Origin of the sequence: Streptomyces sp. NPDC021115, from assembly GCF_044333065.1 — a bacterium.
Taxonomy (GTDB): Bacteria; Actinomycetota; Actinomycetes; order Streptomycetales; family Streptomycetaceae; genus Streptomyces.
Map to the genome: position 1 here is coordinate 135,019 of NZ_JBIRQF010000001.1, position 15,507 is coordinate 150,525.

General features: G+C 72.1%; 14 protein-coding genes and 1 pseudogene. 1 reads left to right on the top strand and 14 read right to left on the bottom strand.

Annotated features, from left to right (window positions below; genetic code table 11):
* Positions 1 to 35 precede the first annotated feature (35 nt).
* The 10 genes and pseudogenes from lepB (ACH4TL_RS00590) to proS form a co-directional block, all read right to left on the bottom strand.
* A complete protein-coding gene (gene lepB / locus ACH4TL_RS00590) occupies positions 36 to 1,094 on the bottom strand; it encodes a signal peptidase I (protein WP_398322546.1) in 1,059 nt (352 codons plus the stop codon).
* Positions 985 to 2,110: pseudogene (gene lepB, locus ACH4TL_RS00595) on the bottom strand (signal peptidase I); the annotation flags it as partial. The pseudogene lepB (ACH4TL_RS00595) and the gene lepB (ACH4TL_RS00590), both read right to left, overlap by 110 nt.
* Positions 2,103 to 2,924 carry a signal peptidase I gene (gene lepB, locus ACH4TL_RS00600; protein ID WP_398322543.1) on the bottom strand — a complete coding sequence of 274 codons (822 nt, stop codon included), beginning with the start codon at positions 2,922 to 2,924 and terminating at the stop codon, positions 2,103 to 2,105. The gene lepB (ACH4TL_RS00600) and the pseudogene lepB (ACH4TL_RS00595), both read right to left, overlap by 8 nt.
* Before the next feature lie 62 nt (positions 2,925 to 2,986).
* The gene (gene rplS, locus ACH4TL_RS00605; RefSeq protein WP_123106328.1) at positions 2,987 to 3,337 is read right to left on the bottom strand and encodes a 50S ribosomal protein L19; all 351 of its coding nucleotides are present in this window, start codon (positions 3,335 to 3,337) and stop codon (positions 2,987 to 2,989) included.
* 133 nt (positions 3,338 to 3,470) lie between these two features.
* Entirely contained in the window at positions 3,471 to 4,313 is an 843-nt protein-coding gene (gene trmD, locus ACH4TL_RS00610) for a tRNA (guanosine(37)-N1)-methyltransferase TrmD (RefSeq protein WP_398322538.1), read from the bottom strand.
* Entirely contained in the window at positions 4,310 to 4,861 is a 552-nt protein-coding gene (gene rimM, locus ACH4TL_RS00615) for a ribosome maturation factor RimM (RefSeq protein WP_398322535.1), read from the bottom strand. Before rimM ends, trmD begins: the two co-directional genes overlap by 4 nt.
* Before the next feature lie 126 nt (positions 4,862 to 4,987).
* Positions 4,988 to 5,227 (bottom strand): RNA-binding protein, encoded by a 240-nt coding sequence (locus ACH4TL_RS00620; protein ID WP_003958958.1) that lies wholly within the window; start codon positions 5,225 to 5,227, stop codon positions 4,988 to 4,990.
* A gap of 2 nt (positions 5,228 to 5,229) precedes the next feature.
* On the bottom strand, positions 5,230 to 5,673 hold the full coding sequence (rpsP, locus tag ACH4TL_RS00625) for a 30S ribosomal protein S16 (protein ID WP_398322532.1): 444 nt from the start codon (positions 5,671 to 5,673) through the stop codon (positions 5,230 to 5,232).
* 155 nt (positions 5,674 to 5,828) lie between these two features.
* Positions 5,829 to 6,422, bottom strand: coding sequence for a hypothetical protein (locus tag ACH4TL_RS00630; RefSeq protein WP_398322529.1), 594 nt, complete (start codon positions 6,420 to 6,422; stop codon positions 5,829 to 5,831).
* 215 nt (positions 6,423 to 6,637) lie between these two features.
* The gene (proS, locus tag ACH4TL_RS00635; RefSeq protein ID WP_398322526.1) at positions 6,638 to 8,053 is read right to left on the bottom strand and encodes a proline--tRNA ligase; all 1,416 of its coding nucleotides are present in this window, start codon (positions 8,051 to 8,053) and stop codon (positions 6,638 to 6,640) included.
* A 317-nt stretch (positions 8,054 to 8,370) separates the two neighbouring features.
* Here proS and ACH4TL_RS00640 point away from each other — a divergent pair, with 317 nt between their 5' ends.
* Entirely contained in the window at positions 8,371 to 9,219 is an 849-nt protein-coding gene (locus ACH4TL_RS00640) for an SAM-dependent methyltransferase (RefSeq protein ID WP_398322523.1), read from the top strand.
* Between the two features lie 95 nt (positions 9,220 to 9,314).
* On the opposite strand, the gene ffh is transcribed toward ACH4TL_RS00640, so the two are convergent.
* From ffh to ACH4TL_RS00660, 4 genes are all read right to left on the bottom strand, one after another.
* Positions 9,315 to 10,877, bottom strand: a complete 1,563-nt coding sequence (gene ffh / locus ACH4TL_RS00645; RefSeq protein ID WP_398322520.1) for a signal recognition particle protein — start codon at positions 10,875 to 10,877, stop codon at positions 9,315 to 9,317.
* 313 nt (positions 10,878 to 11,190) lie between these two features.
* A complete protein-coding gene (locus tag ACH4TL_RS00650; RefSeq protein WP_398322517.1) occupies positions 11,191 to 13,731 on the bottom strand; it encodes a [protein-PII] uridylyltransferase in 2,541 nt (846 codons plus the stop codon).
* A gap of 51 nt (positions 13,732 to 13,782) precedes the next feature.
* Positions 13,783 to 14,121 (bottom strand): P-II family nitrogen regulator, encoded by a 339-nt coding sequence (locus tag ACH4TL_RS00655; protein ID WP_398322514.1) that lies wholly within the window; start codon positions 14,119 to 14,121, stop codon positions 13,783 to 13,785.
* Entirely contained in the window at positions 14,118 to 15,494 is a 1,377-nt protein-coding gene (locus ACH4TL_RS00660) for an ammonium transporter (protein ID WP_398322511.1), read from the bottom strand. The genes ACH4TL_RS00655 and ACH4TL_RS00660 overlap by 4 nt, the downstream gene beginning before the upstream one ends.
* Positions 15,495 to 15,507 lie beyond the last annotated feature (13 nt).

The window sequence follows — 15,507 nt, forward strand, 5'->3', positions numbered from 1 at the left end:
GGCACGAGATCGCACCTTACCCGCGGTACGGGGCGTCAGTCAGCCGTCCCCCGCACCTTCGCTTCCCGCCTGCGACGACGCCACAGCACGATCGGCACCGCGCCCGCGAGCCCGAGCGCCGAGGGGGCCATGGAGGCCGCCGCGCTCAGCCCCGGCTGCTCGAAGGTGCCGGGGATCGACAGGGCGGACCAGCGGTTGACCGGCCAGGCGACCACGATCGCGCGCCCGACGACGTCGTCCACCGAGACGGTGCCGTCGTGCAGGTTCTGGTGGTAGCGGGAGTCCAGCGAGTCCTGGCGGTGGTCGCCCATCACCCAGATCCGGTCCTTGGGCACCTTGATCGGGCCGAACGGCTTCTCGTCACAGGGAGTGTTCCCGGGGAAGATGTACGGCTCGTCCAGCGCCTTGCCGTTGACCTTCACCTTGCCGCCGCGCTTGCACGAGACCGTGTCGCCGCCGACCGCGATCACTCGCTTGATCAGGTCCTTCTCATCGGCGGACGGCATCAGGCCGACCTTGCTGAGCGCTTCCTGGATGCCCTCGGCGATCGGGCCCGAGTCCTGCGTCTGGGTCTCCCCCAGCCAGCCGCCCGGGTCGTGGAAGACGACCACCTCGCCGCGCTCCGGCTTCGAGCCGAACCAGGGGGTGAGCTTGTCCACCAGCACCCGGTCGCCCCGCTGGAGCGTGTTCTGCATCGAGTCGGACGGGATCGAGAACGCCTGCACCAGGAAAGTCTTGATCAACAGCGCCAGCACCAGCGCGATGAAGATCAGGATCGGCAGCTCCTTCCAGAAGGAGCGTGCCTTCCGCCCCTTCGCGGACCGCCGACCGGGGCCGGGCGCCGTGCTGTCGTCCTCGGAGCCGGTCTCCCGCTCCGCGCCGGACCCGGCCCCGGGCGGCCCCGAGGGGGGCGGACCGGACGGGCCGGAGGACGGCGGATCAGCCGGTTCCGCCGTGGGGGCGCCTCCCGCTGCCGGGGGTGCCCCGGGCGCTTCCGGTGCCTGGTCCGCGGTCCCCTCTCCCCTCGTTCCTGGCCGCTTCTCGGGCTCTTCGTGACCGGATCGCGCGCCGACCGCCAGATCCCCCACATTCACTCCTCACGCCGCACCTGCCGCCTGCTCCACGAACGGCGCAGGCCCACCACTCCCATAACGAGCGGGAGTTCCGCAGGGGTCGGGAGCTGGATCATTCCTTGCTGATCCATGGGGGACAGCCTATGCGGCGCACCGCTCGCCTGTGTCGCCCCACTCGGCGCGTCCCGCACGGACGCGTACGTTCCTGGTTCTTCCAGCTGTTGCATATGGCCGAACGGCCACGCGATCACCACGGCGCGGCCCACCACGCTCGCGTCCGCGACGGTGCCCTGGTACGCCTCGTCGAGGTGCACCCGGGAGTCCGCCGAGTTGGACCGGTGGTCGCCCATCATGAACATCCGCCCCGCGGGGACCGTCACCTTGAACTTGCGCTGCGACGGTGGGTTCCCCGGGTACAGATACGACTCGTTCAGCGGCGTCCCGTTGACCGTGACCCTGCCGTTCGTATCACAGCATGCCACCGTGTCGCCGCCGACCGCGACCACTCGCTTGATCAGGTCCTGCTCGTCCGACGAGGGCAGCAGACCGATGAAGGTCAGGAACTCCTTGCCCTGCTTGATGACCGGCGGGTCCTCCTCGGGCGGCTTCCGCTCGTCGTCCAGCCAGCCGCCGGGGTCCTTGAACACCACCACGTCCCCGCGCTCCGGCTTCGAGCCGAACCACGGGGTGAACTTGTCGACCAGCACCCGGTCGCCGATCTTGATCGTCTGCTCCATCGAGCCGGACGGGATCACGAACGCCTGCACCAGGAAGGTCTTGAGGACGAGCGCGATCACCAGCGCCACGCCGATCAGGATCGGTATCTCCCGCACGGCGGAACGGCGTCTTCTGCGCTTGATCCGCTGCTGCACCCGGCGCCGCTCCGCGCGCGTGGCGAGCCGACGCTGCCCCGGCTCGCGCGACGGCGGCGCCTCGGGAGCGGGACCCAGGCCGAGGCCCGGCCGGCGGGTGCCGGAACGGGCGCCGGAGCGAGGGCCGGAACGGATACCGGAGCGGGGGCGTCCGCGGTTACCCATGCGCACCGCCCGGGGCCGCGCCCGATGCCCCGCCCGGTCCGGGAACATGGGCGAAGACTTCCTGGCCCCGCACGCGGGACCACCGGCCGAACGGCCAGCCGATCCAGTCGGCCCGCCCGACCACCTGGTCCACGGGGACGGTGCCGCCGCCCGGCTCGCCGAGGTGGTCCCGTGAGTCCCGGGAGGCGCCGCGGTGGTCGCCCATCACCCACAGCCGGCCCTCGGGCACGACGGTGTCGAACGGCACCCGCGAGGGGGCGTCGCCGGGGTACAGATAGTCCTCGTTCACGGGCCGGCCGTTCACCTCGATCCTCCCCCGCTTGTCGCAGCAGGTGACCCGGTCACCGCCGACGCCCACCACACGCTTGATGTAGTCGGTCTCGGCGGGCTCGGCGAGACCGACCGCCGCGGCCGCCTTGCGCAGCGCCCCGGTCACCGGGTTCCCGGACGGCTCCTCCTGGAGGAAGGAGCCGGTGCCGTCGAAGACGACAACGTCGCCGCGGCGCGGATCGTCCCCGAAACGGTAGGCGAGCTTGTTCACCAGCACCCGGTCCCCGGGGCGCAGGGTGTTCTCCATGGAGCCGCTGGGGATCAGGAACGGCTGCACCACGAACCCGCTCACCAGCAGCACCAGCGCCATGGAGGCGGCCGCGAGGAGCGCGGCCCGACGCCACGGCCGCTCGCCGGACGGCCTCGCCTCCGGAGAAGTCTCCGGGGACTCCTCCGGGGCATGCGAAGAGCGCGATCGCTCCTCGTGCTCCGAACCGGAACAGGAGGAGCGATCGCGCTCCGCGAGCCGTCCTTCGATGTCCATCGGGCGAGAGCCTATCCGGCCCGGCCGGGGCATCCGACGGGAGCTCAAGTGTCGAGCAAAACTCAGCTGGTGCGCTTCTCCTTGATCTTCGCGGCCTTGCCGCGGAGGTCACGCAGGTAGTACAGCTTCGCACGGCGCACGTCACCGCGGGTGACGACCTCGATCTTCTCGACGATCGGGGTGTGCACCGGGAAGGTGCGCTCGACGCCGACGCTGAAGCTCACCTTGCGGACCGTGAAGGTCTCCCGCACACCGGAGCCCTGGCGGCGGATGACGACGCCCTTGAACTGCTGGACACGCGAGCGGTTGCCCTCGATGACGCGGACGTGGACGTTGACCGTGTCGCCGGGGCGGAAGGTCGGGATGTCGCTGCGCAGCGACGCGGAGTCGACATTGTCGAGCAGGTGAGACATGATCGTCTGCTTTCCTCGCTGATGCCACAGGTCATCAGCGGCATATCGGAATGTTGATTCGGAGTGCCGCCCTCATCGGGCGAGCGTCGGTCCCCCTGTGGCAGGGGCGCACGCCCGGACGTACGGCAGCGGCCTATTGTTCCATGGCCCGGTCCGGCCGCCCAAATCGGGCCCGTCCCCCGGTTTCACCCGACCCGGGCAGCTCCTCCCAGCCCAGCTCGGCCAGGAGCGCGCGGTCGTGCTTGTCCAGCGTCGCCGGGTCGCAGCGCTCGATCAGATCGGGGCGGTGGGCGCTGGTGCGGCGGAACGCCTCGTCCCTGCGCCATCGGGCGATCTTGCCGTGATGGCCGCTGACCAGCACCTCCGGGATGTCCCGGCCACGCCACTCGGGGGGCTTGGTGTAGACGGGGCCCTCCAGCAGATCGGCCATCGCGCCCGGGGCGAAGGAGTCGTCCTGATGCGATTCGGCGTTGCCCAGCACCCCGGGCAGCAGCCGGGCGACGGCCTCCGTGATCACCAGGACCGCGGCCTCGCCGCCCGCCAGGACGTAGTCGCCGATGGAGACCTCGTGGATCTCCAGCCGATCCCCGTACTCCTCGATCACCCGCCGGTCGATGCCCTCGTAGCGCGCCGGCGCGAAGACCAGCCAGGGGCGCTTGGACAGCTCCACGGCGAGGGTCTGGGTGAACGGGCGGCCGCTCGGGGTGGGCACCACCAGCGTCGGCGCGGGCAGCCCCTCGCCCTCGCCGGACGCGATGATCGCGTCCAGCGCCTCGCCCCAGGGCTCGGGCTTCATGACCATGCCCGGGCCGCCGCCGTACGGGGTGTCGTCCACCGTGTTGTGCCGGTCGTGCGTCCAGGAGCGCAGATCGTGCACGCGCACGTCCAGCTGGCCGCGGGCGCGCGCCTTGCCGACCAGCGAGACGTTCAGCGGCTCCAGGTACTCCGGGAAGATCGTGACGACGTCGAGCCTCATGACGACGCGTCCTCGCGGCCGGTGGCGATCTCCGCCTCGGTCTCGTCCAACAGCCCCGGCGGCGGGTCGATGACCGCGCGCTGCTCCTCCAGGTCGATCTCCGGCACCACCTGGGAGACGAACGGGATCATGACCTCGCTGCCGTCGGGCCGCTTCACGATCAGCAGGTCCTGGTACGGCAGATGGGAGATCTCGGAGATCCGGCCGACCTCCGTGCCGTCCACGGTGACCACATCGAGGTCGATCAGCTGGTGGTCGTAGAACTCCTCGGGGTCCTCGGGGACCTCGTCGGGGTCGACCTCCGCGATGAGCAGTACGTTGCGCAGCGCCTCCGCGCCCGTACGGTCCCGCACTCCCTCGAAGCGCAGCAGCAGCCGGCCGCTGTGCACCCGGCCGGTCTCGATGGTCAGCGGTCCGGCCGAAGCGGGCTCGGTGGTCAGCACGGCGCCCGGGCCGAGCCTCAGCTCGGGCTCGTCCGTACGGACCTCGACGGTGACCTCACCCTTGATGCCATGGGCACGGCCGATCCGCGCGACAACCAACTGCACGATGCATGTCCCTTTCCCGCACACGTCTTCACGTATGACGTCTCACGCGTGTCGACGTCACGCACACGGGCCGGGGACGGCCCGAAGCCCTCCCCGGCCCGTGCCGGTGCCCTTATTGATCGCCTCTCAGCTGACCTGATCCACGTCGACGAGGTCGACGCGGATCCCACGGCCGCCGATGGCGCCCACGACGGTGCGCAGCGCGCGGGCGGTGCGGCCGTTCCGGCCGATCACCTTGCCCAAGTCGTCGGGGTGCACCCGGACCTCGAGCACACGCCCGCGGCGCAGGTTGCGCGAGGCGACCTGCACGTCGTCGGGGTTGTCGACGATGCCCTTCACCAGGTGCTCGAGGGCTTCCTCGAGCATCCTCAGGCCTCGGTCGACGCGGTGGACTCAGCGGCCTCGGCCGCCTCGTCCGACTTCTTCTCGGACTTCTTCGCCTTCGGGGTGATGGCCTCACCCTTCGGCTCGTCACCGACGTCCTTGGCCGCGGCCTCGAACAGGGCGCGCTTGTCGGCCTTCGGCTCGGCGACCTTCATCGGGGCCGGGGCGGGCAGACCCTTGAACTTCTGCCAGTCGCCGGTGACCTTGAGGATGGCGAGCACCGGCTCGGTCGGCTGAGCGCCGACCTTCAGCCAGTGCTGCACGCGGTCCGAGTCGACCTCGATGCGCGACGGGTTCTGCACCGGGTGGTACAGGCCGATCTCCTCGATCGCCCGGCCGTCACGGCGGGTGCGGGAGTCGGCGACGACGATGCGGTAGTGAGGCGAACGGATCTTGCCCAGACGCTTCAGCTTGATCTTGACTGCCACGGGAGTGGTGTCTCCTGGTCTTGACGTGGTTGAGCACTGCGACGTGCCGCGTGGGGTTGCGGTACCCGAGTGCCCGATGGACGCGTCAGCCGGAGGAGAGAGGGGTCCTGGTCGGCTGTCGAGTACAGCGGACCATTCTGCCACACCGTGTCCGGTCAGCCGACCGCGGCCACCGCGTCCGGAATGCGGAACGGCTTCCCGCAGCCACCGCACATGATCGGCGCCTGGGCCAGCACCGACGGAACGACGCGGACGTTGCGCCCGCAGTCGCACACCGCCTTGACGCGGACGCCGCCCCCGGACGAACCGTGCCGCGCCGCAGGGCCGCGGAAGGCGCGGGAGGTCTCGGCGGCGGTCGCGACCGTGTGCGCCTTGAGGGCCCGGTGCAGCCGTTCGATCGTGGTCCGATAGCGCTTTCTCGCCTCGGGGCTGAGAGTGACCAGCGAGAAGCCGCTGCTGGGATGCGGCTCCTCGGAGTGGTCGAGCCCAAGCTCCTCGGCGATCGCCAGGAACCGGCGGTTGTGGTAGCGGCCGGCGCGCGAGGTGTCACGGACACCGCGGGCTGCGGCGATGCCATGGACTGCCTCGTGCAGCAGCCGTTCGAAGGAGAGCTCGGCGCCACATGCGGACGACGACTCTCCGATCAGCGATTCGGGCGCGGCGAGATCCGGCAGCTCGGGGTGGTGCCGTTGAATGTCGGCCCACGCCTGCGCCAGCTCTGCGGCGAGTACAGGTGGTGTCGTGCTCACGTCGTGCTAACGAGCAGGAGCCGCCCGGTGTTCCGATTCCGGGGCATCTCAAATAATTTGCACGTACCAGTCAGTTCGACGCTGATGCGTCGCGACGAGGGCGGGTGCGCACATGCATGGATGAGCCGCCCACGGCGCACCAAGGCGGTACGTACCGCCTCGTACGCCGGGCCGTGCGCACCGGCTCGTACGTCAGCCCATCGTCAGCTCGTACGTCAGTAGGCGCGGGCCACGTAGGCGACGTTACCTGGCGCGTCGTCGGCGTCCGGCACCGCCCCGTCCTCGGTGACCAGGCACCGCACCGAAACCGACCGCTCGGCGAGCGCGGCCTCGCCCTCCGGGCCCAGGTCGGCCCACGGGATGCGCGCCCAGCCGCCCGCGGCCGCCGCCTCCGCGGCCGCCTCCACGGTCCGCGCCTCCACCGTGCGCGCCGTGCGGCGCTCCCGCGCCTGGCGCAGCAGCAGCGCCTGGTCCTCCTCCAGCGCCTTCGGCACCGCCTCGGCCAGCAGATCGGTGCGCACCGGCTCCTTGCCGCCCGGGATCCGCCGGGCGAGCGTGGCGGTGCCCGCCTCCAGATCGCGCGGGCCGATCTCGACGCGCACCGGTACGCCGCGCAGCTCCCAGTCGACGGCGCGGCGGCCGAAGGGGAGGTCGACGCGGTCGTCGACCTCGACCCGTACGCCCGCCGCCGCCAGCCGGTCGCCCGTCTCGCGGACCGCGGCGAGCACCGCGTCGTCGCCCTTGACCGCGAGGACGACGGCCTGGACCGGGGCCAGCCGGGGCGGCAGCCGCAGCCCGTCGTCGTCGCCGTGCATCATCACCAGCGCGCCGACCATGCGGGTCGTGCTGCCCCAGGAGGTCTGCCAGACCAGCTCCTGCACGCCGTCCCTGGACAGATAGCGGGTGTTGAAGGCGCGGGCGAAGTTCTGGCCCAGCTCATGGCTGGTGCCCAGCTGGAGCGCCTTGCCGTCGCCCATCATCCCTTCGAGGGTGAGGGTGTTGACGGCGCCCGCGAAGCGCTCCCGCGCGGTCTTGCGGCCCAGGACGACGTCCATGGCGAGCACGTTCTCCATGAAGTCGGCGTAGACGTCGCGGTGGATGCGGGCGGCGAACGCCCGGGCGTCCTCGTACGTGGCGTGGGCGGTGTGGCCCTCCTGCCAGAGGAATTCCGTCGTCCGCAGGAACAGCCGGGGCCGCAGCTCCCAACGCACCACATTGGCCCACTGGTTGATCAGCAGCGGCAGATCGCGGTAGCTCTGCACCCACTTGGAGAAGTACTCGTTGACGATGGTCTCGGAGGTGGGCCGGACCACCACCGGTTCCTCCAGCTCCTTGCCGCCGCCGTGGGTGACGACCGCGAGTTCGGGAGCGAAGCCCTCGACGTGCTCGGCCTCCCGCGTCAGGTACGACTGCGGGATGAAGAGGGGGAAGTAGGCGTTCTGGACGCCGACCGCCTTGATCCGCGCGTCCAGATCGCGCTGCATCCGCTCCCACAGCCCGTATCCGTACGGTCGGATGACCATGGTGCCGCGCACCGGCCCGTTCTCGGCCAGTTCGGCCTTGTTGATCACATCCTGGTACCAGCGCGGAAAATCCACCGCACGAGGGGTGAGAACGGGTGCTTTGACCATGCCGCCGATCGTACGGCGGCGGCCCGCCCGACCGCCGCGAATATCGGCCGGGGCGCGGTGCGGCGCCCCGGGGCGGGCCCGGGAGCGGGGCGGACGCGAAGGCGCGCGGGGGCGCACGGAGGGGGCACGCAAGCACGGCCGTGAAAGCTCTGGACGCGCGGACGGATGCGGAGTTCTCTGGCATACGGGGGTGGGACGCGACGAGCGGGTGTCCCGTGGAACGGCCGGCACCGCCCGGCACCCTCCACACGGCACCCTCTGGCGCACAACGGCGGATCTGACGACGGCACTGCTCTTCGCTGATTGGGGCCCTTTTGATGACATCTACGCTCGTACGGCGGCGGCGCCGCCCGCACCACTCCCCGCCGCGCCCGGCGGACCCTCACGACCGCGCCCGCGACTGGGCGGAGATCCAGGAGCGGATGCTGGTGCCGCTGTACGAGGCCGTGTACGAACGGCTGGACGTCGGCGCCGGAACGCGGCTGCTGGGCCTGGGCTGCGGCTCGGGGCTCGCCCTGCTCATGGCGGCCGGGCGGGGCGCCGACGTCAGCGGGGTCGACACGGACGAGCCGCGCCTCGCGCTGGCGCGGCAGCGGCTGGCCGACCCGGTGCGGCTGGGGTTCGGCGGCCCGGAGTCGGCGTGCGCGCGGGAGGCGGCGGGGGCGTCCGGCTTCACCGTGGTGACCGTCTTCGAGCCGCTGGGCGCCCTCGCGGCGGGCGGACCCGGCGGGCCCGCCGCGGCGGCGTCCTCGCTCACGGCGGCCGCGGCGCTCGCCGAGCGCGGCGGCGCGGTGGTGCTGGCCGGGTGGGGCCCGCCGGAGCGGTGCGCCACCTCGTCGGTGCTGCGGGTGGGGGCCCGGCTCGCCGACCCGATGTGCGCCCCGGCGCGCTGGCGGCCGTGCGGCCGGGACGACCTGGAGACGCTGGCCGAACGGGCCGGGCTGCGGCCGGACGGATCGGGCCGGGTGGCCTGCCCGTTCGGGTACGCCGACCTGGCCAGCGCGGTGCGCGGCCTGCTGTCGACGGGGCTGTTCGACGCGGCGGAGCGGGCGACCGATCCCACGCAGGTGCGCAAGGAGGTGGCGGAGGCGCTGCATCCGTACCAGCGGGCGGACGGGACGGTGTGGATGCCGAACGTTCTGCGGTATCTGATCGCGCGGGTGTGAACACGCAGGTGCGCGGGCCCCCTGCCGCCCATGGCGGGGACCCGCGCACCTGGTGCTCTACGGTCGGTTCGATCCGTGGAGGCCGTTCGGCCCGTTCAGCCCATGAACTTCTTGAACTCGTCGGGGAGTTCGAAGTCCTGGCCGCCCTGGCCGCCGCCCGGCATGCCGAACGCGCCGCCCTGCTGGCCCGCCTGCTCCCGGCGCGCCGCGGCGGCCTGCTCGTCGGCCTTCCTCTTCATCGGGTTGCCCGAGCGCTGCTTGCCCTTGACCTTCTTCTGCTGCTTGCCCTTGCGCTTGGCGCTGCCGCCCGCACCCGGCATGCCCGGCATCCCGGGCATCCCCGGCATGCCGCCGCCCTGGGCCATCTTCGACATCATCTTGCGCGCGTCGAAGAACCGCTCCACCAGGTTCTTGACCGCGCTCACCTCGACGCCGGAACCACGGGCGATACGGGCGCGGCGGGAGCCGTTGATGATGTGCGGGTCCTGGCGCTCGGCCGGAGTCATCGACTTGATGATCGCGGCCGTGCGGTCCACGTCCCTCTCGTCCAGATTGTTGATCTGGTCCTTCATCTGGCCCATGCCCGGCAGCATGCCGAGCAGCTTGGAGATGGAGCCCATCTTGCGGACCTGCTCCATCTGCGCCAGGAAGTCGTCGAGCGTGAACTCCTTGGGGCCCTTCGCCAGCTTGGCCGCCATCTTCTCGGCCTCTTGCTGGCTGAAGGTCTGCTCGGCCTTCTCGATGAGGCTGAGCATGTCGCCCATGCCGAGGATGCGGGACGCCATGCGGTCCGGGTGGAACGCGTCGAAGTCGTCCAGCTTCTCGCCGTTGGAGGCGAACATGATCTGACGGCCGGTGACATGCGCGATGGACAGCGCGGCACCGCCGCGCGCGTCGCCGTCGAGCTTGGAGAGCACCACGCCGTCGAAGCCGACGCCGTCGCGGAACGCCTCGGCGGTGTTCACCGCGTCCTGGCCGATCATCGCGTCGACGACGAACAGGACCTCGTCCGGGCTGACCGCGTCGCGGATGTCCGCGGCCTGGCGCATCAGCTCCTCGTCGATGCCGAGGCGGCCCGCGGTGTCGACGATCACGACGTCGTGCTGCTTGGTCTTGGCGAACTCGACCGAGTCCTCGGCCACCTTCACCGGGTCGCCGACGCCGTTGCCCGGCTCCGGCGCGAACACCGCGACGCCCGCGCGCTCGGCGACCACCGAGAGCTGGTTGACCGCGTTGGGGCGCTGAAGGTCACACGCGACGAGCAGCGGCGCGTGGCCCTGCCCCTTCAGCCAGCGGCCCAGCTTTCCGGCGAGCGTCGTCTTACCGGCGCCCTGGAGACCCGCGAGCATGATGACCGTCGGGGGCTGCTTGGCGAAGCGGAGGCGGCGGGCGTCGCCGCCGAGGATGCCGATCAGCTCCTCGTTGACGATCTTGATGACCTGCTGGGCGGGGTTCAGCGCCTGGGAGACCTCGGCCCCGAGGCTGCGCTCCTTGACCTGCTTGATGAACGCCCGTACGACGGGCAGCGCGACGTCCGCCTCGAGCAAGGCGATCCGGATCTCGCGTGCCGTTGCGTCGATGTCCGCCTCGCTGAGGCGGCCCTTGCCCCGGAGGTTCTTGAAAGTCGCTGCGAGGCGATCGGAGAGGGTATCGAACACGGTGGTCGCGAATCCTTCGGTCGGATGTCGGGTCGGCGGTCGGCCTCCAAGGGTATCCGCACGCCGCGGTAACGGTCTGCCCCCGGGCGTGCGCCGTCCCCTTTCCTCGCCCCGGGGCTCCGGGGCCCCGCCCCTGGACCCCGCTCCTCAATCGCCGGAGGGGCTGGAGGTGGGGCATCACTGCCTCTGGAACCCGCCACCCCGGAGGGGCTGGAGGCGGGGCACCTCCGCCCCGCCACCGCCATGTCCTCGTACGCGGGGCCGGGGGCAGTGGCCCGGCGCCCCCGGAAGGTCGGGCCTCGTCGGCGGGGCGTCAGCGTAGGGCTTGTTCTACCTCTTGGGCCACCTCGGCCGCGCGTGTCGGGGGCAGGGGGGTGCCCGTGGCATCCGTGACGTAGAACGCGTCGACGGCGTTCGCGCCCAGCGTGCTGACGTGGGCGCTGCGGACCGTGACGCCGGCGGCCTCCAGGGCGCGGCCGATGCGGTGGAGGAGGCCGGGGACGTCCTGGGCGCGGACCTCGATCACGGTGGCGAGCTGTGAGCTGCCGGGCGCGACCGTGACCCGCGGGGGCGGGGCGTGGACGCCCCGGCGGCGCGGGTACTTGCGGTAGGCGGCCTCGCGTTCGGCGAGCCGGGCGACGATGTCGAGCGAGCCGTCCAGCGCCCGGAGCAGATCGTTCCGTAGCCGGGCGGCCTGCGGGAGCGAACCGTACTCGGCGGCTACGCGCCAGCTCAGCAGCAGGACGTCGGCGCCCCCGCGCTCCGTGCCGTCCAGCTCCGACGGCAGCTCGACGGCGCGCAGGTCGGCCGCCCGGACCGTGAGCCGGTGCAGGGCCAGCACCCCGGCGGCCGCCGCCAGCACCCCGGACTGGTCGGGGACGGCGATCAGCAGCTCTACTCCGATCGGTTCCGGTTCCGATGTCTCCTCGGGGCCGTCGGAGCCCTCGGGGGTGCCCGGGGGAAGGGCCTCGGAGCGGGCGTGGAGGGCCAGCACCGGGCCGCCGGTGCGGCGGGCCTCGATGGCGAGGCGTTCCTGCTCGGCCGTGGTGTGCTGCGGGGCGGCCTGGTCCTCGGCGGGCTCCCCCGCGAGGACGGCGGCGACCCGCTTGACCAGGTCGGCCACGAGCGCGCCGCGCCAGGCGCTCCACGCCGCGGGCCCGGTGGCCAGCGCGTCGGCCTCGGTGAGGGCGTGCAGCAGTTCCAGGGTGACGGGGCCGTGGACGGCCTCGGCGACCGCGTGCACGGTGGCGGGGTCGTCCAGGTCGCGGCGGGTGGCGGTCTCGACCAGCAGCAGATGGTGGCGTACGAGGGTGGCGAGGACGGACACATCGGCGCGGTCGAAGCCGATCCGGGCGGCCACGTCGCGGACGATCGTCTCCCCCACCACCGAGTGGTCGCCGGGCCAGCCCTTGCCGATGTCGTGCAGCAGCGCGGCGACCAGCAGCAGGTCGGGGCGGCCGACGCGGCGGCTGAGCGCGCTGGCCCGCACCGCCGTCTCGACCAGGTGGCGGTCGACGGTCCAGCGGTGCACGGGGTTGCGCTGCGGGCGGCAGCGGACCCGCTCCCAGTCCGGCAGCAGCCGGGTGATCAGGCCCTCGGCCTCCAGCGCCTCCCAGACCGCGACGGTGGACTCGCCCGCGCCCAGCAGGGTGACCAGTTCCTCCCGGGCCTCGGGCGGCCAGGGCACCGGCAGCGGGCGCGCGGCGGCGGCCAGTCGCCGTACGGCGTGCAGCGAGAGCGGAAGCCCGGCCTGGGCGGCGGCCGCGGCGGCCCGCAGGGGGAGCACGGGGTCACGCTCGGGGCGCGCGGCGCGGGCGAGCACCACCTCGCCGTCCTGTTCGACGACGCCCTCGGCGAGCGGGCTGCGCTCCCCCGGGGTCTGCGCGGAGCCGGAGCCGGAGCGTCCGCGGCCGCCGAGCAGTCCGCGCAGCCGCGGACGGCTCGCCGAGCGGGCGCGCAGCACCCGGTCGACCTCGCGCCAGGTGACATCGCTGGCGTACGCGATGGTCCGGGCCGACTCGTAGACCTGGCGCAGCAGGGCGTCGGCGTCCAGCAGGCCGAGCGCGGCGGCGATCTGGTCCTGTTCCTGGAGGGAGAGCCGCTCGGTGGCCCGGCCGGTGGCCAGGTGGAGCGCGTCGCGGGTGTCCAGCAGGCGGCGCCGGGCCTCGTCCAGGCCCTCGCGGGGCGCGTCGGCGAGCCAGGAGGCGGCGATGGCGCGCAGCGCGGTGGCGTCGCGCAGCCCGCCGCGGGCCTCCTTCAGGTCGGGTTCGAGCAGGTACTGGAGCTCGCCGTGGCGCTCGCCGCGCTCCTGGCACAACTCGCGCAGTTCGGGCAGGCGCTTGGGGGCCTGGGCGCGCCAGTCGGCGAGGACGGTGGTGCGCAAGCCCGCGGTGAGGTCGGCGTCGCCCGCGAGGTGGCGGGCGTCCAGCAGGCCGAGCTGGACCTTCAGGTCCTCGGCGGCGGTCTTGCGGGCCTCGTCGGGGGTGCGTACGGAGTGGTCGAGGGCCAGCCCCATGTCCCAGACGGGATACCAGACGTGGTCGGCGAGCGCGGCGACGGCCGAGGAGTCGGCGGAGCCGTCGTGCAGCAGGACGACGTCGAGGTCGCTGCGCGGGGAGAGTTCGCCGCGCCCGTATCCGCCGACGGCGACCAGCGCCACGCCGCCGGTGATCCCGGCGGTCTCGGCGCCACCGGTGAGCAGCGAGGCCAGCCACTGGTCGGTGAGTCCGGCGAGCGCGCCGCGGCGCGGCGGCCCGGACCGCGACTCCTCCTGGAGGAGTCGCAGCCGGGCTGCCGCGTAACCGCCGGTGCCCGAGTCGGTGGTCTCTGTCCTTGGCTCGACGCGTTCCGTCAACTCGGCTGCTCCCTGTCAGCTGGACCTGCGATCAGTGGGGCCGGTTCGCCGTCACAGGGCGTCCGGGCCCCGTTCGCCGGTGCGGACCCGGACCGCGGTCTCGACGGGGACGCTCCACACCTTGCCGTCCCCGATCTTTCCGGTGCGGGCGGCCTTGACCACGACGTCGATGAGGTCGTCGGCCTCCTCGTCCTCGGCCAGCACCTCCACGCGGACCTTGGGCACCAGGTCGACGGTGTACTCCGCGCCCCGGTAGACCTCCGTGTGGCCGCGCTGACGCCCGTAGCCGCTGGCCTCGGTGACGGTCAGGCCCTGCACGCCGAACGCCTGGAGGGCTTCCTTGATCTCGTCGAGCCGGTGCGGCTTCACAACTGCCGTGATGAGCTTCACGCGTCCACCTTCTTCGCGTCCGTCGTCGCGTCCTTCTTCTTCGCCTGGCCGACCGCGTGCGCGGCCGACTGGAGGCCGCCGAGGGAGGTACCGCCGCCCGCCCCGGCGAAGTCGTACGCCGTCTCGGCGTGCTCGACCTGGTCGATCCCGGCGACCTCGTCGTCCTCGTCCACCCGGAAGCCCATCACCAGGTCGACGACCTTGGCGAGGATCGCGGACACGATCAGGGAGTAGGCGAGGACCGCGAAGGCACCGGCGGCCTGCTTGCCGAGCTGGTCGAGGCCGCCGCCGTAGAACAGGCCCTTGGCGTCGCTCTGTACCTTGCCGGTGGCGAAGAGGCCGATGAGCAGCGAGCCGATGAGGCCGCCGACCATGTGGACGCCGACCACGTCGAGCGAGTCGTCGTAGCCGAACTTGTACTTCAGACCGACCGCCATGGCGCAGACGACACCGGCGATGACGCCGATCGCGATCGCGCCGAGGGGGCTGACCGCGCCGCAGGCGGGGGTGATGGCGACGAGTCCGGAGACGGCGCCGGAGGCGGCGCCCAGGGTGGTGAAGGAGCCGTGCCGGATCTTCTCGTACGCGAGCCAGCCGAGCATCGCGGCGGCGGTGGCGACCTGGGTGTTGGTGAAGGCGGCCGCGGTGACGGCGTCGGCGCCGAGCCAGGAGCCGCCGTTGAAGCCGAACCAGCCGAACCACAGCAGACCGGCGCCGAGCATGACCAGCGGCAGGCTGTGCGGCCGCATCGGGTCCTTCTTGAAGCCGATCCGCTTGCCGATGACGAGGATCACGCCGAGCGCGGCGGCGCCGGCGTTGATGTGGACGGCGGTACCACCGGCGAAGTCGATCACGCCGAGCTTGAAGGCCCAGCCGTCGGAGGCCCACACCCAGTGCGCGACCGGGAAGTAGACGACCGTCGCCCACAGGGCGATGAACAGCGCCCAGGCGGTGAACTTGACGCGGTCCGCGAGGGCACCGCTGATCAGCGCCGGGGTGATGATCGCGAACATCATCTGGAACAGCGCGAAGACATAGACCGGGATGGTGTAGCCGGGCCACAGCTCGGCCAGCCCGATGTTGTGCATGCCCAGCCAGTCGAAGCCGCCGAACAGGGAATTGCCCTGGTCGAAGGCGACGCTGAAGCCGTAGAGCGTCCACAGGACGCTGACGATGCCGATGCTGATGAAGCTCATCATCAGCATGTTCAGCACGCTTTTGACGCGGACCATGCCGCCGTAGAAGAAGGCAAGGCCGGGCGTCATGATCAGGACCAGCGCGGCGCACAGCAGCATGAATCCGGTGTTGGCCGCGCTGAGTGCGTCATCGGGCGTGATCTTGTCCGCGGCAAGCGTCGTGATGCCCACTGGCATCGGCGTCTCCTCG